The organism is Micromonospora sp. NPDC000207 (genome assembly GCF_040300925.1).
Lineage (GTDB): Bacteria > Actinomycetota > Actinomycetes > Mycobacteriales > Micromonosporaceae > Micromonospora.
This window is the reverse complement of record NZ_JBEPEQ010000023.1, coordinates 1-23,687: the sequence shown is the minus strand read 5'-3', so window position 1 is coordinate 23,687 and position 23,687 is coordinate 1. Positions and strand designations below refer to the sequence as shown.

Genomic DNA, 23,687 nt, shown 5'->3' with positions numbered 1-23,687 from the left:
TCCGGCCGTCCCGGGGGCCGATCCCACTGATCGTGACCGGTACTTGGGGTACCGCTGATCGTTCGCCGTTGGTTCGGCAGTGGTCAGGCCAGGAGCACTGTGACCGCCCCCGTCAGTCCCGCGAGGGCGGTCACCGCCGCTACCAGGGCGAGTAGCGCGGGTGCCGGAGCTGTCGGCGGTGCGTCCCCGGCCGACGGGTCGCCCGGGGCCCGGTGGACGTCCCGGGCCGCAGAGGCCCGGCCGGGCAGCGGCCCGATCACCACGAGCAGCGCCACGGCAGCGAACGGAATCGCGACCGCCAGCGCGACGTGCCCCAGGTCGAACGCCAGGATCCGTCCGACCACGAGCGCGGCCAACGCGTAGGCGGCGGCGGTACGACGCCACGCCAGTCTGGTCCGCTCGACGTGCAGACCCGCCCCGCTCACCAGAGGAGGCCGAGGGTGAGCAGGACCCCGACGGTCAGCAGTCCGACTGCGAGGGGCACCGCCATGCTGGTCGGCGGTGGTAGTCCCCGGCTCAGCCGCAGTGCCCGCTCGGTGCGCAACCAGCTGTACCAGGCGTGGGCCGGGGTGAGGGTGCCGAGTGCGATCAGGAGCACGGCGGCGGCCAGCCGGTACCCGGCGTGGATGGGCAGGTTCAGGCCCTCCAGGGCGATCCCGGCCGCGAAGAGCGCCAGGGACGTACGGATCCAGGCGAGGAAGGTGCGTTCGTTGGCCAGCGTGAACCGGGGATCAGGGTCGCTGCCGACGGCGAAGAGCCGCCCGGGCCGGCGGACCGAGCCGACACCGGGTGTGTCGTCCGGGTCGGTCGTCGACCGGTCGGGCGGTGGGGCGGTGGAACCCGCGTCGTGGCGTCCGGTCACAGCGAGGTCACCCCCTTGCCCACAGCGAGCAGACTGCCCGCGAGGGCGAGCAGGAGCATCATCCGGCGGGCGTGGGCTTCACTGACGCGCCGGGTGAGGAACTGCCCGCCGAGCAGCCCGACCGCCATCGCCACCGCACAGGCGACGACCAGGGGCAGGGAGACCGCCGGGGGTCCCTTGACGGCCACCGAGAGCCCGTTGCTGACCAGTCCGACGAGTTGCACGCTCGGCACGAAGGCCCGCTGCGGCCAGGCGGTGCTGGCTGCGTAGACGGCCAGGGGCGGGCCGCCGGTGGCGGCGGTGGTGTTGCAGAAGCCCGAGGCGACGCCGGCGACGAGGGCCCCGCCACGGCGGCGCAGCAGCGGAAGTTCCCGCCCGGCGACCACCCAGAGCACCGAACCGGCGGTCAGCGTGCCCACCCCGATCAGCAGCGCCGGGGTGGGCAGGGTCCGGACCACCAGCGCGCCCACCGGCACGGCGAGCGCCGCCCCGGCGACCAGGGCCACGGCGAGGCGGCGTTGCAGGTGTCGGAAGGTGCTGGCGAGCACGATCGCGCAGATCGCGATGGAGAGGAGGTTGGCGAGGGTGACTCCGGTGCGTGGCCCCAGCAGGACCACCAGGAAGGGGGCCGCCACCAGGGCGAACCCCAGTCCGGTGAGGCGCTGCGCCGTGGCGCCGAGCGCCACGGCGGCCACCGCGAGCAGATCGCCGACCGGCACGGCTCAGCGGGTGACGGCGTCGTCGACGAGGTCGGCGAGTCGGCGCAGCCGGTCGACGGAGACGGAGGCGAGGTCGGCCTCCAGCGTGGGGCTGCCGACCACGGAGGCCCAGACGGCCCGTCCGGCCAGGAACCCGGAGGCCCCGCCCCGGCAGGCGGTCTGCACTGCCAGGCCGAAGCGCTCCGCCGGCACCCCGGAGGAGAGGACGACCCAGGGGCTGTCGACGACCTCGGTGATCCGGTGGCAGCCGGCGAGGATCTCCTCCTCGCTGCCCTTGCCGTGGGTGGGGACCTCGGCCTTGTAGAGGTCGGCACCGAGGGCGCCGAGTTCCCGGGCGGCGGCGTGGATGCCGGCCTCGTGGTCGTACGCCCCGCCGTCGCGGGGGCCCCGGCTGACCGGCTCGATGATGCTGGTCAGGCCGTGCTGGCGGCACCGCTGGATGAAGTCGGTGGCGAGGGCGATCCGGCCCTCGGGGTCCTCGTCGGGACGCCAGAGCAGGAGCAGCTTGAGGGCCTTGGCGCCCTCGGCGCGGACGGTGGCCGGGTCGACGGCGGGGTCGATCGCCACGTCGGCGACGAACTCGGTGGCGCTGCCGGTGAAGGCGTCCGCGGCGGCGATCAGGGTGCAGTTCTCGGCCACCTCACCGCTTGCCACCACGGCGTCCCAGCCGAACTGCTTGTCCACCAGCAGGGCGGAGGCGTACGGGCTGAGCACCCGGGCGACGGCGACCTTGAAGTCGGTCAGCTGCTGGTCGGTGACGGGGGTGGACTGGTGGGCGGCGAACATGGCCCGGAGGGCCTCGCGCTGGTCGACGGCGAGCATCGCGTACCCGCCGGAGGGGCGGGCCAGGCTGGAGGTGGGGAAGTCGGTCACGGCTCATCCTCCCGAGCAGACAGAACAACAGATGGTAGAAGTTAACATCCGTTGTTAGAAATTAACCAGATGGGTCGGTGCTCTAGACTTCCACCCGACCGTCCGACAGGAAGGCGCCCGGCGTGACCTTGGAGTCCCTGCGCTACGACGGCGCTCCACAGCGCCGGACCCAGATCATGGCCGCGCTGCGCCGGTCGGGCTTTCTCGCCGTCACGGACCTCGCCGACCAGCTCGGCGTCTCCCCGATGACCGTCCGGCGGGACCTGCGCCGGCTCGCCGAGCGGGGCGAGGCGGTGCTGGTCCACGGCGGGGTCAGCCTGCCCCCAGGTGGTGCCGCCGGCCCCAGCTACCTGCACCGGGCGCAGGTCAACCCCGAGGCCAAGCTCGTCGTCGGCCGCGCCGCCGCCGCCCTGGTCGCGCCGGGCGACACGATCGGCGTGGACAGCGGTACGACAGCAGCCGCGGTGGCGCACTGTCTGCCCGACGACTTCGACGGCTGCCTGGTCACCCACTCCGTTCCCGTGCTGGCGCAGATGCTGGACCGACCCCGCGTCCGGGTGATCGGCCTCGGCGGCGAGATGCTGCACGAGAACCAGGCGATGGTCGGCTTCGCCGCACTGGACCTGCTGAAACGGATGCGGGTGCGGATGCTCTTCCTGGGCGCCAGCGCTGTCGACGCCCGGGGTGTCTACGTCCGTTCCGAGGTGGAGCTCACCGCCAAGCACGCGGTGATGGAGATCGCCGACGAGGTGGTCCTGGTCGCGGACGGCAGCAAGTTCGACGCCAGCGCCCCGGTTCGGGTCTGCGCCTTCGACCGGATCGACACCCTGGTCACCGACGTCGACCTGCCCCCGGCCGTGGCCGACGCCGCCCGGCGTACCGGGACCCGGCTCGTCCGCGCCTGACCTCGGCCGTACGTCACCGCACCACCCCGCCGCACCGGCCCGTCGTGCCCGCGCGTCCCGCCGACCGGCCCCGCTCCGCCGCACGCCGCACCGGGCCGCGCCGGGTCACCGCGCCCCCGTTGCCCCGTCGCGCCACCGCGTCGCGGGGCGGAATTTCCCCGGTCGGCCCGCTCAGCAGGCAACACATTTGTTACTGCCCCTTGACGAGGACTTCACGTGCCCCCAAGATTGCATGCATCTCGGCCTAAGTTGTGAGAGAGGAAACAATGCTCCGGACCTCCGCAGCCGTGGGGCAGCCCACCTCCGCGCCGCCGGACACCGCGTCGACGCCGGCGGGGCTGCCGGACGTCCCCGTGGCCGCCGTGCGGTGCCGGGTGCTGCGGGCCCGCCCCGACGAGCAGATCGCCATGTCCTTCGCCCCGCTGACCCACCGGGTGATGATCCTGGTCGAGGTCGAGCTCGCCGACGGGTCGGTGGGCGTGGGGGAGACCTGGGCCAACTACCCCTCCTGGGCGTGGCGGGAGCGGGTCGCCACGATCCGCGAGGGGGTCGCCCCCCTCCTGGTCGGTCGGCGCTTCACCGACACCGCCGAGGCCCACCGGACCCTGCTGCGCCGACTGCGGCCGCTGGGTCGGCAGTGGGGCGCACCCGGCCCGATCCACCAGGCCGTCAGTGGCGTCGACCTGGCCCTGTGGGACCTCGCCGCCCGCCACGCCGGGGTGGGACTGACCCGACTCCTCGCCGACCACCCCGAGCCGCCCGCCGAGGTCCCGGTCTACGGCTCCAGCCTCGGCCCGACCGGGGTCGCCGAAACCGCCGAACGCTGCGCCGACCTCGGCCTGACCGCCGTGAAGGTGAAGGTCGGGTTCGGTACCGACACCGATCTGGCCAACCTCCGCACCGCCCGCCGGGTCCTCGGTGACGACGCGCAGCTCTTCGCCGACGCCAACCAGGCGTGGTCCCTCGACGAGGCGCTGGAGGTCACCCCCGCCCTGGCCGAGCTGGGGGTGGCCTGGCTGGAGGAGCCGCTCGCCGGTGACCGACCGGACGAGCTGGCCGAGCTGGCCCGCCGTACCGGGATGCCCCTGGCAACCGGGGAGAACCTGTACGGGGCGGCGGCCTTCACGCCGTACCTGCGTCAGGACGCGGTGCGGATCGTGCAACCGGACCTGAGCAAGGTCGGTGGGATCACCGAGTTCCTCGCCGTCCGTAGCGCCGCCGCCGCCACCGGGCACACCGTCAACCCGCACCTGTACAACGGCGCCGTCGCCACCGCCGCGACGGTCTGCGCCGCCGCCGCCAGCCGGGCCACCCGACTCGTCGAGTGGGACATCCGCTCCAATCCGCTGCGCGCTGCCGCCGACGCGCTGCTCACCGACCACGGCACCGTCCGGGTGCCGGACCGGCCCGGCCTCGGCATCGACCTCGACCCCGACCAGTTCGACCGCTACGAGGAGCAGCTATCGTGACCGACCCCATCGTCTCGCAGGTCCTCGCCGCCGACACCGCCGTGCGGATCGCCGGCCACCGCGACGCCGGTGGCGCCCGGTTGGCGGTGCACGACCCGACCACCGGCACCGCCTTCGCCGAGGTGGCCACCGGCTCGGCGGCCGAGGCCGCCGCCGCCCTCGCCGCCGCCCGGCGCTCCGCCCCCGGCTGGGCAGGGAGCACCGTCGCCGAGCGGACCGCCGCACTGCGGGCCATCGCCGACACCGTCGAGCAGCTCGCCGGGGAGGACGAGTGGCCGGCCCTGATCACCAGGGAGACCGGCAAGCGACTCGCCGAGGCCCGGGCCGAGCTGGGGCTCACCGTGGCGTACCTGCGGATCACCGCCGAGCTGCTGGAAGGGCAGTCGCCCGAGCGGTTCGACGTGGTGCCCGGGACCCGCCACGAGGTGACGACCCGACCTCTCGGGGTGGCCGCCGTGCTCACCCCGTGGAACTTCCCGGTCTCCATCCCCGCCCGCAAGATCGCCCCTGCGGTGGCGGCCGGGGCGCCGGTGCTGTTCAAGCCGAGTGAACTCGCTCCCCTGTCGTCGTTGGTACTGGCCGAGGTGTGTGCACGGCACCTGCCCGAGGGGCTGCTCTCCACCGTCCTCGGCACCCCCGAGGAGGTGGTGACCCCCTGGCTGACCGACCCTGCGGTCCGGGTGGTCTCCTTTACCGGCTCCACCCGGGTCGGGCGGCTGGTCGCCGCCCAGGCCGCCCCGCACTTCCTGCGTACCGTGCTGGAGCTGGGTGGCTGCGCCCCCTTCGTGGTGCTCCCCGACGCCGACCCGGCGGCGGCGGCCGAGACCCTGGTGGTCGCCAAGTACCGCAACAACGGCCAGTCCTGCATCGCCGCCAACCAGGTCTTCGTCGCCGCCGAGGTGGCAGGGGAGTTCACCGAGGCCTTCGTCGCCGCCACCCGGGCGTTGCGGGTCGGTGACCCCACCGACCCGGCGACCGACGTGGGGCCGCTCGCCCCGGCCGAGGACCCGGCCCGGATGGCCGGGATCGTCGCCGACGCCGCCGCCCGGGGCGCCCGGGTGGTCACCAGCGAGGCCGCGGTCCCCGCGTCGGGGCACTTCGCCGCCCCGACGGTGCTGCTCGACGCCCCCGCCGACAGCCGGGCGATGACCGAGGAGATCTTCGGCCCGGTCGCCCCGGTGCACGTCTACCGGGACCTCGCCGAGGTGCTGCGCCTGCACCACGCCACCGGGTACGGCCTGGCCGGCTACGTCTGCGGCACCGACCTCGACGCCGCCCGTGCGGTGGCCGGCCGGCTGCGGGCCGGGATCGTCGGCATCAACACCGGTACGCCGAACACCCCCTGGGTACCCTTCGGCGGGCTCGGCCACTCCGGCCTCGGCTACGAGGGCGGACGGCCCGGCCTGGAGGCGTTCCAGAGCTTCCAGAGCGTGGCCTCCCGGCCGGTCGAGGGCTGACCATGCGTCTGCTCATCGGACAGACCGGAGCGCCGACCACAGTGGTCAACGCCAGTCTCCGGGGCTTCCTGGAGGCCGCCGACGGGCACCCGGTGCTGGCCCTGCGGGGTGGACCGGACGCCCTGGTGTCCGGCGCGTTCACCCCGGTCGGCACGGCCGACGTGCCGGTGGCGGTGACCCGTCGGGGTGGTTCCTGGCTCGGCGGTGGCCGCCGGGCGGTGACCCCCGCCGACCTCGACGCCGCGCTGGACTCCCTCGACCGGCACCGGGTCGACGGGGTCTCCCTGATCGGCGGGAACGGCACCATGGCCCTGCTGCACGCCCTCGGCGAGCGGGCCGCCGCACGGGGACGCCCCCTGGTCACCGTCGGCATCCCGAAGACCGTCGACAACGACCTGGTCGGGGTCGACCACAGCCCCGGGTACGCCTCGGCCGCCCGGTACCTGACCCGGATCGTCCCGGACCTGGCCCGCGACCACGCGGCGATGGCCGGTGTGGAGCCGGTACGGATCGTGGAGACCCTGGGCCGCTCGGTGGGCTGGCTGGCGCTGGCCGCCACCTGGCACGCCGACGACCCGACCCACGCGCCCCACCTCGTGCTGCTGCCGGAGGTCCCCTTCGACACGACGGACTTCCTGGACCGGGTCGCCGACGCCCTGGCCACCGACGGCCGGGCCTTCGTCGTGGTCAGCGAGGGGGCCGCACCGGAGTTGACCGACGAGCCGTTCGAGGCGGCCAACCACACCCGCATCCTGCTCGGCGGCGTCTCCCGGGTCCTCGCCCGTACCGTCGGCACCCGACTCGGCGTCGCCGCCCGGGGCGAGGTCCTCGGGATGGCGCAGCGAAGTGCCGCCACCCTCGCCTCCGAGGTCGACAGGCACGAGGCCGCCGAGGTCGGGCGGCGGGCGGCCCGGCTGCTGCTGGAGGGCGGCGGCGGGGTCATGGTCGGGCTGCACCGGCGGCCCGGCGATCCGTACGACGTCGGGTACGACCCGGTGCCGCTGGCCGAGGTGGCCGGCCGGACCCGGGCCGTACCCGAGCAGTGGCGCACCACCCACCCCACCGAGCTCGCATCCTTCCACCGCTGGCTGGAACCCCTGCTCGGCTGAGACGAGAACACGGAAGGGCACAACCATGCGCAGATACCTCACCGCCGGGGTCGCTCTGGCCATGGCCGGCGGGCTCCTCGTCGGCTGCGGCGGAGGCGACTCCGCCGGAGCGTCCAACGAGATCAACCTCATCATGTCCAACCACCCCTGGCAGCGGGCGATCGAGCCGCTGATCGGCGACTTCGAACGGGAATCGGGGGTGAAGGTACGGGTGCAGACCTTCGCCGAGCAGCAGATGCGTGACAAGGTGCAGCTCAACCTGCAGTCCCGTAGCTCCGCCATGGACGTGTTCATGGCGCTGCCCTCCCGGGAGGGGCCGCAGTTCGCCCGGTCGAACTACTACGAGCCGCTGGACTCGTACGTCTCCGGGGCCGCCGACTACGACGTCGAGGACTTCCCCGAGGCGGTCCGGACCGGCATGACCGTCGACGACAAGCAGATCGCCGCGCCGATCAACGTCGAGGCCGTGGTGCTCTACTACCGCAAGGACCTGTTCCGGGAGTACAACCTCACCCCACCGACCACCCTGGCGGAGCTGACCAGCACCGCGGCGGCGATCAAGGACCGCTCGAACGGCCAGGTCACCCCGCTCGCGCTGCGCGGGCAGTCCACCGCGCTGCCGTTCACCTTCGGCCCCTTCCTGCACGCCCGGGGAGTGGAGTGGACCAAGGAGGACAAGGTCACCCCCAACTTCGACGACCCGCGGGCCGTCGAGGCGATCGACCAGTACGCCACCCTGGCCCGGGAGTACGGCCCGGACGGCGTGGTCAACAACACCTTCACCCAGTCCTCGGCCCTGATGGCGGCCGGGAACGCGGCGATGATGCTGGAGTCGAGCAACGAGGTCAGCAGCCTCACCGACCCGGGCAGCTCGAAGGTCGCCGACGACCTGGGCGTGGTCTCCTTCCCCGCCGGGGAGGCCGGTTCCCGCACCACGATCCTCTCCTGGGGGCTGGCGATCTCGTCGTTCTCGCAGAAGAAGGACGCGGCCTGGAAGTTCGTCGAGTGGGCGACCGGCGCCGAGGTGCAGCAGAAGCTGACCGAGTCGGGCATCGCCCCGCCGCGTTCCTCGGTGGCCGGGTCGGAGGCGTACACCTCCTCGCTCGACACCGAGCTGCTCAAGGAGTGGAACGAGGTGCTGACCTCCGCGCAGACCACCGGCTCCACGGAGGTCGGCCCGGTCGGGGTGGCGGCGCCGGAGATGCGAAAGATCATCGGTGACGCGGTGGGCCTGGCGATCCTGGGCCGGGCCTCGGCCGCCGAGGCGGCCAAACAGATCCAGGACGGTCTCGCCCCGCAGTTGGCCAAGAACGAGGGATGACGTAGTGGTCACCACGAGTCAGTCGGACGTCTCCCGCTCCGGGCAGCCGGAGCGGGGGGCGCCGCCCCCAGCACAGCGGCGACGCCGCCGACGCCGGGTCGACCCGACAGCGCGGGGCATCCTGCCGTTCGTCCTGCCGGCGCTGCTCGCCACCGGCGCCCTGGTGCTGGTGCCGATCTTCTACACGCTGTGGCTGTCGATCACCGACCGGCGGCCGGACGGCACCAACGCCGGCCTGCTCGGCTTCGGCAACTACCGGGAGATGCTCTCCACCCCCGAGTTCTGGAACTCGCTGCGGGTGACGATCTTCCTCTTCGTCGTCTGTCTCGTGGTCGAGACGCTGCTCGGGCTGGTGCTCGGGTACGTGATGAGCCTCGACGTGCCCGGTCGGCGGATCTTCCAGGGGATGATGCTCATCCCGGCGATCACCGCGAGCGTCGCGGTCGGCCTGCTCTGGCTGCTCATCATGGATCCGACCCTCGGCGCGGCCAACCAGCTGCTCGGGGCGATCGGCATCGACCCGGTGATCTGGCTCGGTGACCCGAGCATCGCCCCCTGGTCCATCGCCCTGGTCGACATCTGGCAGTGGACCCCGTTCATGGCCCTGATCATCTCGGCGGGCATCCGGGCGCTGCCCGAGGAGCCCTTCGAGGCCGCCGCGATCGACGGGGCGAGCGGGTGGCGTACCGCCTGGCACATCGGCCTGCCGCTGCTGCGCCCGGTGCTGACCGTGGCGATCCTGCTGCGCACCGTCGACCTGGTCCGGTTCTTCGACACCGTCTACATCATGACCCAGGGGGGTCCGGTGAACGCGACGAACACCCTGAACGTCTACGGCTACCGGGCCGCCTTCATCGACCAGGCCCCCAGCTACGCGGCGGCGTTGCAGATCACGCTGCTCGTCCTGGTCATCGGCATCGCCGGGCTCTTCACCTGGCTGCGCTCCCGGGAGGCGAAGTGAGCACCGCGGCCGGCGTCGACGCCGCAGGGCGGTCCCGCCGCCGTCGCCTCGGGGTCTACGCGGCGTACGCCGTCTTCACGGTGATCTTCTTCGCCCCGGTGCTGTTCATGCTCTGGTCCTCGCTGCGGCGCAACGTGGACATCACCGGCTCGATCTTCGCCGTCACCTCGGCGCTGACCCTGGAGAACTACACCGCCCTCTTCGAGCGGTTCGACTTCGGCCGGTACATCCTCAACAGCTTCGTCGTGGCCGGCGGCTCGACGCTGCTCGGCCTGCTGCTGGGGGTACCCGCGGCGTACGTCGTGGTCCGCCGCAACCTGCCCGGCCTGGGCTTCCTCACCCTGCTGGCCCGGATGGCCCCCGGGGTGCTCTTCGTCCTGCCGCTCTTCGTCCTCTCGGTACGCATCGACGCCCCGTCGAGCACCGCGCTGAACTACGCCCTGCTGATCGTCGCCCACCTCATCATCACGATGCCGCTCTGCATCTGGCTGCTGATCCCCTTCTTCGAGGAGATCCCGATCAGCATCGAGGAGTCGACCCTCATCGACGGGGCGAACGCCTGGCAGCGGTTCACCCGGATCGCCCTGCCGCTGGCCCTGCCGGGGCTGTCGGTGGCGACGACCCTCAGCTTCGTCTTCTCCTGGAACTACTTCCTGTTCGCGCTCGCCCTGGCGAACAACGAGACGCTGCCCCTGACGGTCATCGCGTTCAACTTCATCGGTCAGGGATCGAACGACTTCGGTGGCCTGATGGCCGCCAGCACACTGATCTCGGCCCCCGCGCTGCTGCTCACCGTCTTCGCGCAGCGCTGGCTGGTCCGGGGCATCACCGGAGGTGCGGTCAAGTGAGCACGACCAGTTCCCGGGCCAGGTTCCCCGGCGCCGGGCGGATCGACTTCGAACAGGTGCCACTCGGCCCGGTCGCCCCGGGCGAGGTCCGGCTGCGGGTCGACGTCTGCGCCCTCTGCGGGTCGGACAAGCGGTTGCTCGCCGCCGGTTCGCCGGTGGTACCCGGTCACGAGATCGGCGGCACCGTCGTCGAGGTGGGGGCGGGCGTCACAGTGCCGACCGGCACCCGGGCCATCGTCTACATCCCCGTCTACTGCGGCGAGTGTGTGCGCTGCCGGTCCGGGGCGACAAACCAGTGCCTGGCCCTGGGGGAGCTGATCGGCTGGCAACGCGACGGCGGGTTCGCCGAGCACGTCGACGTACCGGCCCGCTGCGTGCTGCCGGTCCCCGACGACGTACCGCTGGACGTCGCCGTGCTCGGCCTGGACACCGTCGGGACCGCCGCGCACGCGCTGCGGCTGGCCCGGCGCACCCGGGCCGGCGACGTCGACCGGGCCCTGGTGGTGGGGGCCGGTCCGCTGGGGCTCGGCGTCGTCGCCGTCGCCCCGCTGCTGGGGGTCGGCGAGGTGCACGCCTACGACCCGCACCCCGGTCGGCTGGACACCGCCACACGGCTCGGCGCCGCCGCCGTCACCGCCGAGGAGCTGACCCGGGAGAACCGGTACGACCTGGTCGTCGAGGTCTCCGGGGCGACCGCCGCCCGGGAGACCGCCCAGCGGGTGGTCACCCCCGGCGGCACCGTGGTGGCGCTCGGCGAGTCGAACGAGCCGTACACGATGCCCGCGACCCCACGGTGGCGGCGCACCGACTGCTTCACGGTGCGCTCCTTCTACTTCCCGATCAGCGAGGTGCCGGAGAACTGGGCCCTGCTCCGGGCGGTCGGCACCACCCTGCGCGACACCCTGACCCACCCCCTGCCCCTGGCCGAGCTGCCCGGGGCGTTCGCCCGGTTCGTCGCCGGAGACCACGTCAAGCCCTGCATCGTCACGGAGGAAGCCCGATGAGTCTGCTGATCCTCGCCATGGACCAGCGCCCCTGGCTGACCAAGGCCCTGTACGGGCACACCGGCACCGCCGCCGTCGCCGAGCGGGCCGCGATCGCCGACGGCAAGCACATGGTCCTCGACGGGCTCCTCGCCGCCCTGGCGGACGCCCCCGAGCTGCGGGAACATGCCGCCGTACTGGTCGACGACCTGCTCGGGCCGGGGGTGCCGGAGCGGGCCCACGCCCACCGGGTCACACTGAGCATGCCGGTGGAGCGCGGGGGCCTCGACGTCTACGAGACCGAGCCCGCCGACCTGCCCGGCTTCCTGCGCCACCACGGGCCCGCACTGCCGAAGGTGCTCATCCGGTACAACGTGGACGGCGACCAGGCGGGCAACGCCGTGCAGCGGGACCGGCTTGCCGAGGTGGCCACGGCGGTCCGCGACAGCGGCGGCCGGTTCCTCGTCGAACTCCTGGTACCGCCGACCCCTGGGCAGCTCGCGGCGGTCGACGGGGACACCGACGCGTTCGACCGGACGCTGCGCCCCGAACTCATCCTGCGCGGGATGACGGAGCTGTCCCAGGCGTTCCCCGTCGACGTGTGGAAGCTGGAGCACCTCGCCGAGGTCGACCACCACCGGGCCGCCACCGACCTGGCCGCCGCCACCGGCGGTGAGTGCATCCTGCTGGGCGCCAACGCCCCGGCGGAGACGGTGGACCGACGGCTGCGCGCCGCGGCAGCCGGTGGCTTCACCGGCTTCGCCATCGGCCGTAGCATCTGGTGGGACGCGCTGCGCGGACTGCTCTCCGGCGAGGTCACCCGCCCGGAGGCGGTCGCCTCGGTGGCGGCCACCTACCGCAGGTTCGCCACCGGCTTCCTCGCCGCCGCGTCCACCGCCGCAGCCGGCACCGGGTCGGCCGGCACGTCTGTCGAGTGAGGTCACCTGTGCCGCCCACGTCGATCAGCCCCCAGCAGCAGCGGACCGCGACCGAGGAGTCCGCCCGGCCCCCCGCCGAGGAGGCGGTCCGGGCCGGGGACGCGGTCCGGCCCCGCGCCGAGGAGGCGGTCCGGGCCGGGGAGACCATCTACCAGGCGGTCCGCGACCGGATCATCTCCGGCGAGCTGCGGCCCGGGGCCCGACTCAGCATCCCGGCGCTGGCCGAGGAGTTCTCGGTCAGCCGCAGCCCCGTGCGGGACGCCGTCATCCGGTTGGTGCAGGAGGGCCTGGCCAGCGAGAACATGAACCGGGGCGCGGTCGTCGCCCGGATCTCCGGGGCCGAGCTGGTCAGCCTCTACGAGGCGCGGGAGGCGCTGGAGTGGGCGGCCGCCCGGCTCGCCGCCCAGCGGTACACCCCGGCCCTGCGGCGTACCCTGCTCGGGCTGTTGACAGCGCACCGGGCCGCCGCCGAGGCCGGCGACCTGGCCCAGCACCTGGAGCTGGACGCGGCGTTCCACCGGGAGATCCGGCTGGCCGCCCAGAGCCCGGTGCTCGCCCAGATGCTCGACGGGGTGCAGGGGCGGGTCCGGCTGGCGATGCGCTCCACCAGCGTGCAGGGGGGCATGCTGCTCGCCGTCGACGAGCACCAGGCCATCTTCGAGGCCATCTGCGCCGGTGACCCGGACGCCGCGGCCGAGGCGGCGTTGGCGCACATCCGCCGCCTCAAGGAGAAACTCCATGCCGGCCGCTGACCCCGGCCCGCCGACCGGTCCCGGGAGTACGGCCGCCGTCCGGTTCCACGGGCCGGGCGACGTCCGGTTGGAGCAGGTGCCCGCCCGGGACCTGATGCCGCACGAGGTGGCTCTCGCCCCGCTGGCTGTCGGGGTCTGCGGCACCGACGGGCACATCGTGGCGGGCTCCTTCCCCGCCGCCCCACCGGTCGTGCTCGGCCACGAGGTCTGCGGCCGGGTCACCGAGCTGGGGGCGGAGGTCGACGGGCTCGACGTCGGGGACCTGGTCACCGTCGAGCCTCACCACTACTGCACCGCCTGTACGTACTGTCGGCTCGGCCAGGAACACCTCTGCGACCACCGACGTGGCTACGGGGTACGGCTCGACGGCGGGATGACCCGACGGCAGGTCGTCCCGGCGCGGATCGCGTACCGGCTGCCGACCGGGACACCACCCTGGATCGGCGCGCTGACCGAGCCGCTGGCCTGCTGCGTCCACGGGATGGACCGGTTGGCCCCGGTCTCCGGCCTCCCGGCGTTGGTCTACGGCACCGGACCGGCCGGCGCGATGATGGTGGCGCTGGCCCGGTCCGCCGGCTGCGCCCCGGTCGTGGCGATGGACCCCCGTCCGCACCGACGCACCCTGGCCCTGGCGATGGGGGCGCACGCGGCCCTCGACCCGACCGACCCGGCGACGGAGTCGGCGGCCCGGGCGCTGACCGGCGGCCTCGGTTTCCCGTACGTCGTGGACGCCGTCGGATCGTCGTCGATCCTGCGCGACGCGGTGGCGATGGCGTCGCGGGGTGGACGGATCCTGGTCTTCGGGGTCGCGCACCCCGAGGACGAGGCGAGCATCCGGCCGAACGAGATCTTCTCCCGGGAGCTGACCATCATCGGGGCCCTGATCAACCCGTACACCCACCACCGGGCGGTGGGCCTGCTCTCCGCGCTGCCCCTGGAGCAGCTGACCCCGGCCTTCTTCGGGCTCGACGAGCTGCCGGCGGCCCTGGCCGAGCAGCGCTCCGGCACCGCCGACAAGGTTTTCCTCGCCCCGTACGGCGAGTCGGCCGCCACCACCCCGGCGTAGCACCCCCGCCCACCCCGGCGTAGCACCCCCGCCCACCCCGGTGGGCACCACCCCGAGTCGTGGCGACATTGGGGTCGCTCGATGATCCGAGGGCGCTCGACCCTTGCTCCATAATGGTGCGTGCAATATTCTGCACTCTGGATGTGGGATCGTCGGCTCGCCGAGGATCCGTCCGGGAAGCCGATGCGGCGAGGGAAGGACCAAGTCCATGAGCACTGCCGATCGAGAGATCCAGAACGTCGTACTGGTGCACGGCGCGTTCGCCGACGGCTCCGGCTGGCGCGGCGTGTACGAGAACCTGACCTCCCGGGGATACCGGGTCACCGTCGTGCAGAACCCGCTCACCTCGCTGGCGGACGACGTCGCGGCGACCCGGCGGGTGCTCGACCGGCAGGACGGCCCGACCGTCCTCGTCGGCCACTCCTGGGGCGGCACCGTGATCACTGAGGCGGGAGTGCACCCGAAGGTCGCCGGGCTGGTCTACGTGTCGGCGCTGGTGCCCGACGTCGGCGAGACCTCCGCCCAGCAGTACGAGGGGTTCGCCCCCACACCGGAGTTCGTCATCGACGTCGTCGAGGGGTACGGCCACCTCGCCCCCGACACGTTCAAGGCCGGGTTCGCGGCGGACACCAGCGACGCCGACGCCGCCTTCCTCCGTGACTCGCAGGTACCCGTCAACATGGCGGTCTTCGCGACCCCGGTGCAGCACGCGGCCTGGCGCGACAAGCCGAGCTGGGCCGTGATCGCCACCGAGGACCGGGCCTTCGACCAGGCGATGCTGCACCACATGGCCAAGCGGAGCAACGCCACGGTCACCACCGTCCCGGCCAGCCACGCCCTGTTCATGACCCAGCCCGGCGTCGTCTCCGACGTGATCGTCACCGCTGCCCGGAGCGCCCTCGGCGGCGGCGTGTGACGCGTTGACAGGTGCGCTGACGCAGGGTGAAATATATTGCATGCCGATCCCCGAGCGTCAGGGTGTGATTCCGCGGGCCCTGCTCCGGGAGAACGCGTACCGGTCGATCCGCGACGCCATCGTCGACGGCACCCTGGTGCCGGGGGAGCGACTCAACGACGTCGACCTCGCCCAGTGGCTGGGGGTCAGCCGAACCCCCGTGCGTGAGGCGCTGGCCCGGCTGGAAGAGGCCGGCCTCGTCCAGACCAAGCCCGGTCGGTACACAATGGTCACCCCACTGGACGTCCAGGCCGCCCGGGCGGCCCAGTCGGTCACCGCAGCAATGCACGAGCTGGCAGTACGCCAGGCGGTCCCCCGCCTGTCGGCAGACGAGATCGAGGCCATGCGGGTCGCCAACCGGCGGTTCGCGGCGGCCCTGCAAGCAGGCGACGTCGACGCCGCGATCGCCTCCGACGACGAGTTCCACGGCGTTACGGTGACGGCCGCCGCCAACCCGGCGATCCGCTCGGTGCTGGAACAGTTCACTCCGCTTCTGCGCCGGCTCGAACGACTCCGCTTCTCCTCCCTGAGCGGGCGCGACTCCGTGGCACTGCACGAACGCATCATCGAACTCTGCGCGGCCGGCGACGCGGACCGGGCCGCGGCGGCGGCCCGGGAGAACTGGCTGAGCCTGGATCCCCTGTTCGACTTCGAGACACCCACGCCGTAGCCCCTCCGGTTCGTCGTCAGTCCCGGGCTGGGCGGCGGCACGCCAGGAGGGAACCACGACATGGCACGGTTACCGGGAAAAACGGCGTTGGTCACCGGCGGCGCCATGGGAATGGGCGCCGCGACCGTGCGCCGGTTCGTGACCGAGGGCGCGAACGTGGTCGTCGCCGACGTGAACCTCCCGAAGGCAGCGGCGATCGCCGCCGAACTCGGGCCGTCGGCCGTCGCCGAGCAGCTCGACGTCCGGTCGGCCGACGAGTGGGCCACCCTCGTCGGACGGACCGAGGAGCGGTTCGGCACCCTGGACATCCTGGTCAACAACGCCGGCATCGCCGACCCGGCCCCGCTGGAGCAGTGGGACGCCGCGCGGCTGCAGCGCACGCTGGACGTCAACCTGATCGGAGTCTTCAACGGCATCCAGGCAGTGGTCCCGGCGATGAAGCGCGTCGGTGGCGGATCGATCGTCAACATCGGCTCCGTCGGCGCCCTCCAGGGAGTGCCGAGAATGGCCGGATACGTGGTGGCGAAGTGGGGCGTACGCGGCCTGACCAAGACCGCCGCGCTGGAGTTGGGCGTGCACGGGATCCGCGTGAACGCCGTCCACCCCGGTCAGATCCGGACCCCCATGACCGACGGCGTCGTCTTCGACACCAGCAACGTCGCACTCGGCCGGGTCGGCGAGCCCGACGACATCGCCCGGATCGTCCTCTTCTTCGCCAGCGACGACTCTGCCTTCGTCACGGGCAGCGAAGTGGCCGGCGACGGCGGGCAGATCGCCGGACCCGCCGACTACCAGGGCCTACCCCGTTAGCATCCCCGACACCGAGGGGCGGTCATGTTCTGAATGAGGGGTGTCAGGTGTTCGAACTGCGGGCCCTCAAGGTGTCTATGGAAGGGGTCCACCGAGGGGTACCTGGCGCAGTCGTCGTACGGCTGCTGTGCATCGTGTGGCCGTGGCGCGCAGGCTGAGGCCGGTGAACCGGGTCGACGCCGTACCCCGCCTCGGGTGCCTGGATTGGACGGTGGGCCGGGGGTACCGAGCTGCGGATCCCCTCGCGGCCCGGGGGGATGTTCGCCGTCCCGACCCTCGTTGCGCACTACGTCAGCGTCCACTCCTACCGGCCTCCGGCCGACTTCATCGACGCGGTGCGCGGGTACGACCCCGGCTGGATGGTCGAGCCGAGCCCATGGATCCCCGACCACGCCGACCGCCTCACCTTCTCCTGAACGAACGAAGGAGGCAGGGCGCTGTCCTGCGCCGGGCGAAGGTCTGTGCCGTCACCGAGGACCGACCCGCGAGCTGTCACATGGAACATGTTCTGGTGAAGCCGAGGGCCCGGTATCCGGGCATGCGGCGAGGAAGTGAGGCGGCGAGGATGGGTGTGGCCGGGTCGTGATAGTCGTGGACCTCGGCGAGATCCTTGCCGGGTGCCGCCACGCAGGCAAGCCAACTCAGATATCACCTATCGGGCGCAGCAGACCCGTGACGAAAGCTGTCAGCCGGTGATGAGGTGGTCCAGGTGGTAGTGGTTCCACCAGCTGGGGCGGTGTTTGCGGATGACACCGTCGGTGCGGGTCAGGTAGAGGTAGTTGCCGTCTTGGATCAGTGCGGCGTCCTCGCCCCGGCCGGCCAGGATCCTGCCGACGGCCGTCACCATGTTGGGGATTCCCTTGTCCACGATGTCGTCGGCGCGCATGGAGAAGGTGACGTTGACGTAGGTGTCCGGTTCCCATTCCCAGCGGGCGTCGCCGTCTGTCTCGGCCTCGTAGTAGCCGTGGGCACCGGAGCGGACGGCGATGGCGTAGCCGCGTTGGTCGTACAGTCGGGCGGTGAACAGGCCCGGCTTGAACGCCGGCTGTGGCGTCTCGGCGGGTTCGGCGGCGGTCAGCGCGGCGACCTCGCCGACGGGAGGATCACCGGCCAGGACCAGGCGGAATTCCACGGCCATCAGGCCTTCCCTTCTCGGTCTCGCCGGAGGATCTGGACGGTCGTACCGTCGCCCCTCACCGCGACCAGTTCCTTCAGTCCGTCGATGGGCCAGCTGTCGAACTGGCGGTGTAGGGCCGTCGGGTCGCCTCGCCAGTCGGTGAGGTTCAGCGTGACGCGTTGGGTCTGCCCGTCGTCGATCTTCTCCTGGACCTGTGCCCAGATGTTGCGTGCCGACGTGGTGGCCTGCGGGGAGTAGCAGTCGAAGACGTGGCCTTCGATGAGATAGTCGGGGTCCTTGTCCGGGGACCCGCTGTCACCGGTGCGCTCCCGGGAGGTGCCGACTTCCTGTCGGGTGGGGTTCTGGTGTACCCGGTAGCCGTTGTCAGCGACCGTGTCGGCGCACTCGTTCTCCAACTCGAGGGCTCGCCTCGTGCTGTCGTCGGTCTTGGGTCCGATTCTGGTACGCGGCCCGGTCGGTCTGCCGTTGCCGGCCCCCGTGGGTGTCCTGCTCCAGGGCGGGAACACGGTGTCGGGGGCCTGCCCTGGCTCTGCGCCCGCTCGACCCCGGCCGCGAGCGTACGCAGCTCACCGGTGATCTCTTCGATGCTCGACAATGCCAGTCGGACAGTGCTGTTGGGTGAAGGTTTCGGCGAGCCCGTAGTTGTCCCACCATTGTGGTCGGTGTGTGCGTAGCCGGCCGGCGGTTCGGGTGAGCAGGAGCCAGTTGTTGCCCAGGACCAGGGCGGCGTCCTCCGGCCGGTCGGCGAGGACCCGGGCCACGGCGGCCACCATGTCTGCGGTGGCGGTGTCCGGCTGGTCGTTCTTGACCATGTCGAAGATGACGTTGACGTACCTGTCGGGTTCCCACTCCCAGTGGGTGCCGTCGTCGCCCTCGGCGTCGAGGTAGCCGTTGCTGCCCGCGAAGACGCTGACGCTGAAGCCCCGCTGGGTGGTCAGGTCGGCGGTGAGCAGGCGGGGGCCGCCGGCTCCGGTGGAGTCCCGGAAGCCGTCCGGTACGACGAGCGCCGCCACCTGTTCCAGCGGGATGTCCCCGGCCAGTGTCAGTCGGTAGTCGATGCCCATGTGCTGCTCGCTCTCAGTCTCGCCGCAGGATTTGAATGATCTCACCGTTCCTGGTCACCGCCGCGACCTCCTTGAGGTTGGGGATGGGCCAGTCGTCGAACTGCTTGCGCAAGGCGGCGAGGTCGCCAGTCCAGTCCTGGAGGTTGATCACCACTCGCTGGGTCTGCTTCCGGACGATCTTCTCCTCGACGGCCGTCCAGACCCCGCGCACGGCCCTGGTGGCCGTCGGTGAGTAGCAGTCGAAGACGTGTCCCTCGACCAGGTAGTCCGGGTCTTTGTCCGGCTCTCCGGTATCACCGGTGTCGTGCCGAGCCTGGCCGATCTCCTTACGGGTCGGGTTCTGGTGCACCTGGTACGCCGCGTCGGCAAGCGTGTCCGCGCACTCGTTCTCCAATTGCAGGGCCCGCTGCACTGCGGCGTCTGCGGAGGGTCGGATCCTGGTCCGGGACCCGGTGGGCTTTCCACCCGGTGTACCGGTGGGACGCCGTGACCATCGCATGCTCCCCGCGCTGGTGGTGGAACCGGTGCGACCGGCGTTGGAACGCGGGTCCGCAGAACCCGTGGCGTTCTCGGGGCCGGGGCTGACCGTCGGGGGACGGTCAGCCCCGCTCAGTTTCCCGCCACTGAAGCTGCGAGAGCGAGGCGGCTGTTCCATCTCTACTGCCCCTATATGCAATCGTCCGCAGACACGGTCCGACGTTGCCGCCATCTCCTACCTGAAGCCCTTGGACACGGGAGAGCGGATCGACCCCGCGGACCTGCTCAGGTAGGGCTGGCGGCCGGCTGGGTCTCATTCCCGGGTCCGTGCTTCGTGGCGGATGGCGAACGCACCGATCGTGAGCACCGTTGTCGCCGTCGTCGTGGCCATCACCAGGGCCAGGGCGGGTGAGCCGATCAAGGCGGGCCCGGGTACGGCGGAGGCGAAGGCGTTGTCGTAGCCGAGTTGCATGGTGGCCAGGAGGACCGCCACCGTGGCCAGGAGGACCAGCACCCGGTGGCGGCCGGCCGTGGGCAGGAGCAGCATGGCCGAGACGCTGAGTAGCGCCACCAGCGCTATGGTGCCGAGCCCGATGCCGGCCAGGGTGCCGGTGTCCACGGCCAGGATGTTGCCGGACCGGTGTGCGACCAACGGTGCCCCCGCTGCGGCGAGTGCCGTGCTGGCCCCCATCGCGAACAGCAGGACCCAGACTCGGCCGGGAAACCGGCCCCGGCGTCCCTGCGACGGGGCCGACCCGGCCAGTAAGATCGCGACGACCACGCCGAGGAGCAGCTGCCACCCGGGGTCGGGGGTGCCGATGCCGATGGCCAGTACCGCCAGGTCGGCCACCGCTACCGCGCACGCCGCACCCGTGGCCGCCCTGCGCCAGCCGGCTGCCAGGGCTGCGACCACCAGTGCCCAGCCGGCCAGGCGGGCCCAGCCGGTCGCCCCGATGACGGTGGTCGGGGCGTGCTCGGCGAAGCGCCAGGACCAGACGGCCGCCGCCACGACCGGGCGGGTCTGGATGCCCAGCATCAACACTGCGGTCAGTACGCCGACGGCGGAGGCCGCCGCCCCCCAGGTCCCCGTGCTCCCAGTGGTGCGGGCGGCACCGATCCGCCGCATGATCGCAGCCCGAACCATGTCGACCACCTTTCTGAGCCGAGGACGAATCTGTCCCGGGACGACACGGCCCATCAAGACCCGAGAACTTGATGCCGTACCGGTTGTGAGACTCCGCCGAATACCGCCCCAACAGCCTTGGTAGAGCCCATGGCTATTCGCTGGTGGCGGGCACGCGTGGCGGTGCACCGCCACTCCTGACGAAGGTGGCCGCGATCTGAATGGCAGTCTCGGGACGTAGCCGGAGGTGTGCTGCGGGGTACTCGGTGGGTACTCCGCCGAAGTCGAAGTGGAGACCTTGTTGTGGAGCGGTGGCGGTGGGGTCGGTGAGGTAGCCGCCGGTGTCGGCGATGTGGACCGCGAAGGCGTGGGTGGGATGGCCGAGCCCCACCTGGAGGCCAGGCGGCAGGTCGTCGGGATCGTCGGTGGTGTCGGAGAAGATGGTGACCACGACGGGCTCGCCAGCCTGGTGGATCTTGCCCAGGAGGGTATCCAGGGCGGCGGGTTCGGTCACGTCGGCTTCGTGGTTGTCGCGGTGGTCGCCTCGGTCGTAGGTCCAGGTCACCTTCATGCGATCGCCTTTCCGTTGCCGGTGTAGGTGCGCCAGTGGCGTACCTGTCCGTCATCGTCGCGTACGTAGACGGTCAGTCGTGCGCCGGCGGGGAGGAGCCGGGAGAGGATCTTCTCGCAGCCGTAGGGGGTGTAGTCGCAGGGCGGGTTGTTGGTCACGACGGCCGCGTCGGTGAGGTGTTCGCGGCGCATCCGGGCGGCGAGCTTGGCCTCCAGGTGGTCGGTCGTGGTGGCGATGAGCTGGTAGGCCGGTTTGAGGTCGGCGGCGGCAGCCGGGTCGCGGCCGGATCTCATCGTTATCTGTTGGCCGTCGATCAAGGCGACACCGGAGGTGGGGTCCTTCGCCTCTCGTCGAGGCAGGTCACGAGCGGCCTCCGGCAGCCAGGCGGGTAGCGGCTCGGAGGATGCCGGTCCATCGGTCGTGGTCGTGGGCGCGTCGCCTGGGATGGGCGGTCGGCTGATGTGGCTTCCACCTCCCGTCACCGGCCCCTCCGTACCGCCGATCTGACGAGCCCGTGCCAGCGCTTCCTCGACGTGCTCCCGGGCCTCGGTGCTCCGCCTGAGAACGGCTGCCAGGAGTTCCAGTACCTGTTCCAGGCCCGCCAGCATCGGGCCCGGCTGCCCTCCGTGCAGCACCGCTGTGACGAGCCGCCGCGCCTCGTTGACCGCCGATCCCGCGCCGGTCACCCGACCCTGTACCGCAGTCACCGCCATCGCCACAGGTGTGAGCGCGGCGATGATCTCCTGCGGCGCCGGCTGGTGCGCCACCGCGTCGACGAACCGGCAGGCCGCGCCCAGGACATCCGCGGCCTCGACCAGCCGGGAGCGGGCGTGCCCGAGTACCTGTCGCATCCTGGCGAGACCGGCCGCGACGCCGGCGAAACCGGAGGCCACCGCGCGGGCGGCGGTCTGCTCGACACGCTGATCGACCGTAGTGGCCACCTGCTGCGCGCGGGCCACACCTGCGGCCATCGCCTGCAGGTCGGCACGTACCGTGCCGGTCAGTGACACCCTCACCCACCCCCAACGCCCTACGCGGCAATGGCAGCGTAAGGCCCATTGACGGAACGCTGTTTGTCGAACTGGGTCCGCCGGTGGTCGCCGGTGCGGTGGTGCGCTCGCCTCCGGTCGCTGGGCAGCCTGCGCCGGGCTTCGGTGCCGGAATTCCGCCTCCGGCGCCGCTGGGGTTACTGAACCCGAAAGACGCCCTCGCCTGTGTTCGCAGGGTTAGTACTCCAGCCGCACCTGGTGGAGTCGGTGTCTTGCTGGTAGTGGGCTGTTCGGGCGCGGTACTGGTGTCGGCGTCGCCATCGTGACCATCGATGGATGTGGTCGAACGGTCGGGCGGCGGTGATCAGGTGTGCCAGCAGACGTCGGACCTCGCCGAGGGTGTAAGGAATGAGGCCGGCATCGGATGGGTCTGCTGCACCGATAGGTGACATCTGAGATGGCTTGCCCCGGCGGTGAGCTGGAAGGATGTCGCTGTGCCCAAGCCCTACCCCCGAGAGTTCCGCGACGACGTCGTGCGGGTGGCCCGTGATCGGGACCCTGGTGTGACGGTCGAGCAGATCGCGAAGGACTTCGGTGTCCACCCGATGACCTTGTTCAAGTGGTTGCGCCAGGCCGACGTTGACGGCGGGACCAAGCCTGGCGTCAGTGGCAGCGAATCGGCCGAGTTGCGGGAGGCCCGGAAGCGGATCAGGCTCCTGGAGCAGGAGAACGAGGTCCTGCGTCGGGCTGCGGCGTACTTGTCGCAGGCGCATCTGCCGGGAAAAGGCTCTACCCGCTCGTGAGCGAGCTGGCCGCCGACGGGATCCCCGTGGCGGTGACGTGCCGGGTGTTGAGGATCGCTCGTCAGCCCTACTACCGGTGGCTCGCCCGCCGTGTCACCGACGCTGACCTGGTGGCGGCGTATCGGGCGGACGCGTTGTTCGACGCGCACCGGGATGATCCGGAGTTCGGCTACCGGTTCCTGGCCGACGAGGCCCGCGCCGCCGGACACCCGATGGGCGAGCGCACCGCGTGGCGGATCTGCTCCGGCATGGGCTGGTGGAGCACCTTCGGCAAGCGCAAGCGTCGGGGCAAGGGCGGCAAGGTCGGTCCGCCGGTGCACGACGATCTGGTCCGCCGCGACTTCACCGCTGACGGGCCGAACCGGCTGTGGTTGGCCGACATCACCGAACACCGCACCGCCGAGGGCAAGCTCTACCTGTGCGCGATCAAGGACGTGTGGTCCCACCGGATCGTCGGCTACTCCATCGACTCCCGGATGAAGTCGAGGCTGGCCGTCAACGCCTTACACAACGCCGTAGCCCGCCGTGGTGACATCGCCGGGTGCGTGCTGCACACCGACCACGGATCCCAATTTCGATCACGGAAATTCGTCCACGCCCTCGAAGCAGTGACGCGGGCTCGCTCCAGGAAACGCCCTCCCTCAGAAGGCCACGACCTCCGACTGCGCGGGGGACCCCATCATGAGTACGGAGCTGATCGCACTGATCGGTGGAGTCCTGCTGATCGCAGCACTGGCCAGGGCCGGTCTGCCCACGGTCACCTGGATCCTGTTCCGGCTACGCCTCACCCGATCACTGGCGCTCCTGCTCACTCTCCTCCTGAT

26 protein-coding genes and 1 pseudogene are annotated in these 23,687 nt (G+C 71.8%); 16 read left to right on the top strand and 11 right to left on the bottom strand.

The features are described 5' to 3' along the window. Positions 1 to 83: 83 nt before the first annotated feature. From ABT336_RS08295 to ABT336_RS08280, 4 genes are read right to left on the bottom strand one after another with little or no spacing between them, the layout of a single operon-like run. Positions 84 to 425 carry a DUF202 domain-containing protein gene (locus ABT336_RS08295; protein ID WP_350895838.1) on the bottom strand — a complete coding sequence of 114 codons (342 nt, stop codon included), beginning with the start codon at positions 423 to 425 and terminating at the stop codon, positions 84 to 86. Next, on the bottom strand, positions 422 to 862 hold the full coding sequence (locus tag ABT336_RS08290) for a YidH family protein (protein ID WP_350895837.1): 441 nt from the start codon (positions 860 to 862) through the stop codon (positions 422 to 424). Before ABT336_RS08290 ends, ABT336_RS08295 begins: the two co-directional genes overlap by 4 nt. Further along, positions 859 to 1,581, bottom strand: coding sequence for a TSUP family transporter (locus tag ABT336_RS08285; RefSeq protein ID WP_350895836.1), 723 nt, complete (start codon positions 1,579 to 1,581; stop codon positions 859 to 861). The genes ABT336_RS08290 and ABT336_RS08285 overlap by 4 nt, the downstream gene beginning before the upstream one ends. Before the next feature lie 3 nt (positions 1,582 to 1,584). Continuing rightward, positions 1,585 to 2,454 carry a hypothetical protein gene (locus tag ABT336_RS08280; RefSeq protein WP_350895835.1) on the bottom strand — a complete coding sequence of 290 codons (870 nt, stop codon included), beginning with the start codon at positions 2,452 to 2,454 and terminating at the stop codon, positions 1,585 to 1,587. 122 nt (positions 2,455 to 2,576) lie between these two features. Between ABT336_RS08280 and ABT336_RS08275 the strand changes: the two genes are divergently transcribed. The 15 genes from ABT336_RS08275 to ABT336_RS08205 all read left to right on the top strand — a co-directional run bounded on the left by ABT336_RS08275 (position 2,577) and on the right by ABT336_RS08205 (position 17,114). Further along, entirely contained in the window at positions 2,577 to 3,359 is a 783-nt protein-coding gene (locus ABT336_RS08275) for a DeoR/GlpR family DNA-binding transcription regulator (RefSeq protein ID WP_350895834.1), read from the top strand. A gap of 266 nt (positions 3,360 to 3,625) precedes the next feature. Further along, entirely contained in the window at positions 3,626 to 4,828 is a 1,203-nt protein-coding gene (locus ABT336_RS08270; protein WP_350895833.1) for a mandelate racemase/muconate lactonizing enzyme family protein, read from the top strand. Beyond that, positions 4,825 to 6,285, top strand: coding sequence for an aldehyde dehydrogenase family protein (locus tag ABT336_RS08265; RefSeq protein WP_350895832.1), 1,461 nt, complete (start codon positions 4,825 to 4,827; stop codon positions 6,283 to 6,285). Before ABT336_RS08270 ends, ABT336_RS08265 begins: the two co-directional genes overlap by 4 nt. 2 nt (positions 6,286 to 6,287) lie before the next feature. Beyond that, positions 6,288 to 7,394, top strand: coding sequence for a 6-phosphofructokinase (locus ABT336_RS08260; protein WP_350895831.1), 1,107 nt, complete (start codon positions 6,288 to 6,290; stop codon positions 7,392 to 7,394). A 25-nt stretch (positions 7,395 to 7,419) separates the two neighbouring features. Next, positions 7,420 to 8,715 carry an ABC transporter substrate-binding protein gene (locus ABT336_RS08255; protein WP_350895829.1) on the top strand — a complete coding sequence of 432 codons (1,296 nt, stop codon included), beginning with the start codon at positions 7,420 to 7,422 and terminating at the stop codon, positions 8,713 to 8,715. Positions 8,716 to 8,719: 4 nt separating this feature from the next. Next, positions 8,720 to 9,676 carry a carbohydrate ABC transporter permease gene (locus tag ABT336_RS08250; RefSeq protein ID WP_350895828.1) on the top strand — a complete coding sequence of 319 codons (957 nt, stop codon included), beginning with the start codon at positions 8,720 to 8,722 and terminating at the stop codon, positions 9,674 to 9,676. Next, positions 9,673 to 10,524: a carbohydrate ABC transporter permease gene (locus tag ABT336_RS08245; RefSeq protein ID WP_350895827.1), complete on the top strand. Its 852-nt coding sequence runs from the start codon at positions 9,673 to 9,675 to the stop codon at positions 10,522 to 10,524. The genes ABT336_RS08250 and ABT336_RS08245 overlap by 4 nt, the downstream gene beginning before the upstream one ends. Next, the gene (locus ABT336_RS08240) at positions 10,521 to 11,528 is read left to right on the top strand and encodes an alcohol dehydrogenase catalytic domain-containing protein (RefSeq protein WP_350895826.1); all 1,008 of its coding nucleotides are present in this window, start codon (positions 10,521 to 10,523) and stop codon (positions 11,526 to 11,528) included. The genes ABT336_RS08245 and ABT336_RS08240 overlap by 4 nt, the downstream gene beginning before the upstream one ends. Further along, a complete protein-coding gene (locus ABT336_RS08235) occupies positions 11,525 to 12,445 on the top strand; it encodes a 2-deoxy-5-keto-D-gluconate 6-phosphate aldolase domain-containing protein (protein WP_350895825.1) in 921 nt (306 codons plus the stop codon). Before ABT336_RS08240 ends, ABT336_RS08235 begins: the two co-directional genes overlap by 4 nt. Positions 12,446 to 12,453: 8 nt before the next feature. Beyond that, positions 12,454 to 13,197, top strand: a complete 744-nt coding sequence (locus ABT336_RS08230; RefSeq protein WP_350895824.1) for a GntR family transcriptional regulator — start codon at positions 12,454 to 12,456, stop codon at positions 13,195 to 13,197. Beyond that, a complete protein-coding gene (locus ABT336_RS08225; protein WP_350895823.1) occupies positions 13,184 to 14,263 on the top strand; it encodes an alcohol dehydrogenase catalytic domain-containing protein in 1,080 nt (359 codons plus the stop codon). Before ABT336_RS08230 ends, ABT336_RS08225 begins: the two co-directional genes overlap by 14 nt. Before the next feature lie 208 nt (positions 14,264 to 14,471). Next, positions 14,472 to 15,179, top strand: coding sequence for an alpha/beta fold hydrolase (locus tag ABT336_RS08220; protein WP_350895822.1), 708 nt, complete (start codon positions 14,472 to 14,474; stop codon positions 15,177 to 15,179). Positions 15,180 to 15,243: 64 nt separating this feature from the next. Then, on the top strand, positions 15,244 to 15,888 hold the full coding sequence (locus ABT336_RS08215) for a GntR family transcriptional regulator (protein WP_350895821.1): 645 nt from the start codon (positions 15,244 to 15,246) through the stop codon (positions 15,886 to 15,888). A 60-nt stretch (positions 15,889 to 15,948) separates the two neighbouring features. Further along, entirely contained in the window at positions 15,949 to 16,698 is a 750-nt protein-coding gene (locus tag ABT336_RS08210; RefSeq protein ID WP_350895820.1) for an SDR family NAD(P)-dependent oxidoreductase, read from the top strand. Positions 16,699 to 16,901: 203 nt separating this feature from the next. Beyond that, positions 16,902 to 17,114, top strand: a complete 213-nt coding sequence (locus tag ABT336_RS08205; protein ID WP_502891136.1) for a DUF7919 family protein — start codon at positions 16,902 to 16,904, stop codon at positions 17,112 to 17,114. A 269-nt stretch (positions 17,115 to 17,383) separates the two neighbouring features. Here ABT336_RS08205 and ABT336_RS08200 read toward each other — a convergent pair whose 3' ends face one another. The 7 genes from ABT336_RS08200 to ABT336_RS08170 all read right to left on the bottom strand — a co-directional run bounded on the left by ABT336_RS08200 (position 17,384) and on the right by ABT336_RS08170 (position 22,081). Continuing rightward, positions 17,384 to 17,836, bottom strand: a complete 453-nt coding sequence (locus ABT336_RS08200; RefSeq protein WP_350895818.1) for a SitI3 family protein — start codon at positions 17,834 to 17,836, stop codon at positions 17,384 to 17,386. Next, complete coding sequence (locus ABT336_RS08195) at positions 17,836 to 18,231, bottom strand: CdiA C-terminal domain-containing protein (RefSeq protein WP_350895817.1); 396 nt, start codon at positions 18,229 to 18,231, stop codon at positions 17,836 to 17,838. The genes ABT336_RS08200 and ABT336_RS08195 overlap by 1 nt, the downstream gene beginning before the upstream one ends. A 171-nt stretch (positions 18,232 to 18,402) precedes the next feature. Continuing rightward, positions 18,403 to 18,900, bottom strand: coding sequence for a SitI3 family protein (locus tag ABT336_RS08190; protein ID WP_350895816.1), 498 nt, complete (start codon positions 18,898 to 18,900; stop codon positions 18,403 to 18,405). Between the two features lie 13 nt (positions 18,901 to 18,913). Further along, positions 18,914 to 19,312 carry a CdiA C-terminal domain-containing protein gene (locus ABT336_RS08185; protein WP_350895815.1) on the bottom strand — a complete coding sequence of 133 codons (399 nt, stop codon included), beginning with the start codon at positions 19,310 to 19,312 and terminating at the stop codon, positions 18,914 to 18,916. Positions 19,313 to 19,690: 378 nt separating this feature from the next. Beyond that, positions 19,691 to 20,521: a hypothetical protein gene (locus ABT336_RS08180; protein ID WP_350895814.1), complete on the bottom strand. Its 831-nt coding sequence runs from the start codon at positions 20,519 to 20,521 to the stop codon at positions 19,691 to 19,693. 133 nt (positions 20,522 to 20,654) lie between these two features. Beyond that, positions 20,655 to 21,071 (bottom strand): Imm1 family immunity protein, encoded by a 417-nt coding sequence (locus tag ABT336_RS08175; protein ID WP_350895813.1) that lies wholly within the window; start codon positions 21,069 to 21,071, stop codon positions 20,655 to 20,657. Beyond that, positions 21,068 to 22,081 (bottom strand): DUF6244 family protein, encoded by a 1,014-nt coding sequence (locus tag ABT336_RS08170; RefSeq protein WP_350895812.1) that lies wholly within the window; start codon positions 22,079 to 22,081, stop codon positions 21,068 to 21,070. Before ABT336_RS08170 ends, ABT336_RS08175 begins: the two co-directional genes overlap by 4 nt. 473 nt (positions 22,082 to 22,554) lie before the next feature. On the opposite strand from ABT336_RS08170, the pseudogene ABT336_RS08165 reads away from it, so the two are divergent. Then, positions 22,555 to 23,465: pseudogene (locus tag ABT336_RS08165) on the top strand (IS3 family transposase); the annotation flags it as partial. Between the last annotated feature and the right edge of the window lie 222 nt (positions 23,466 to 23,687).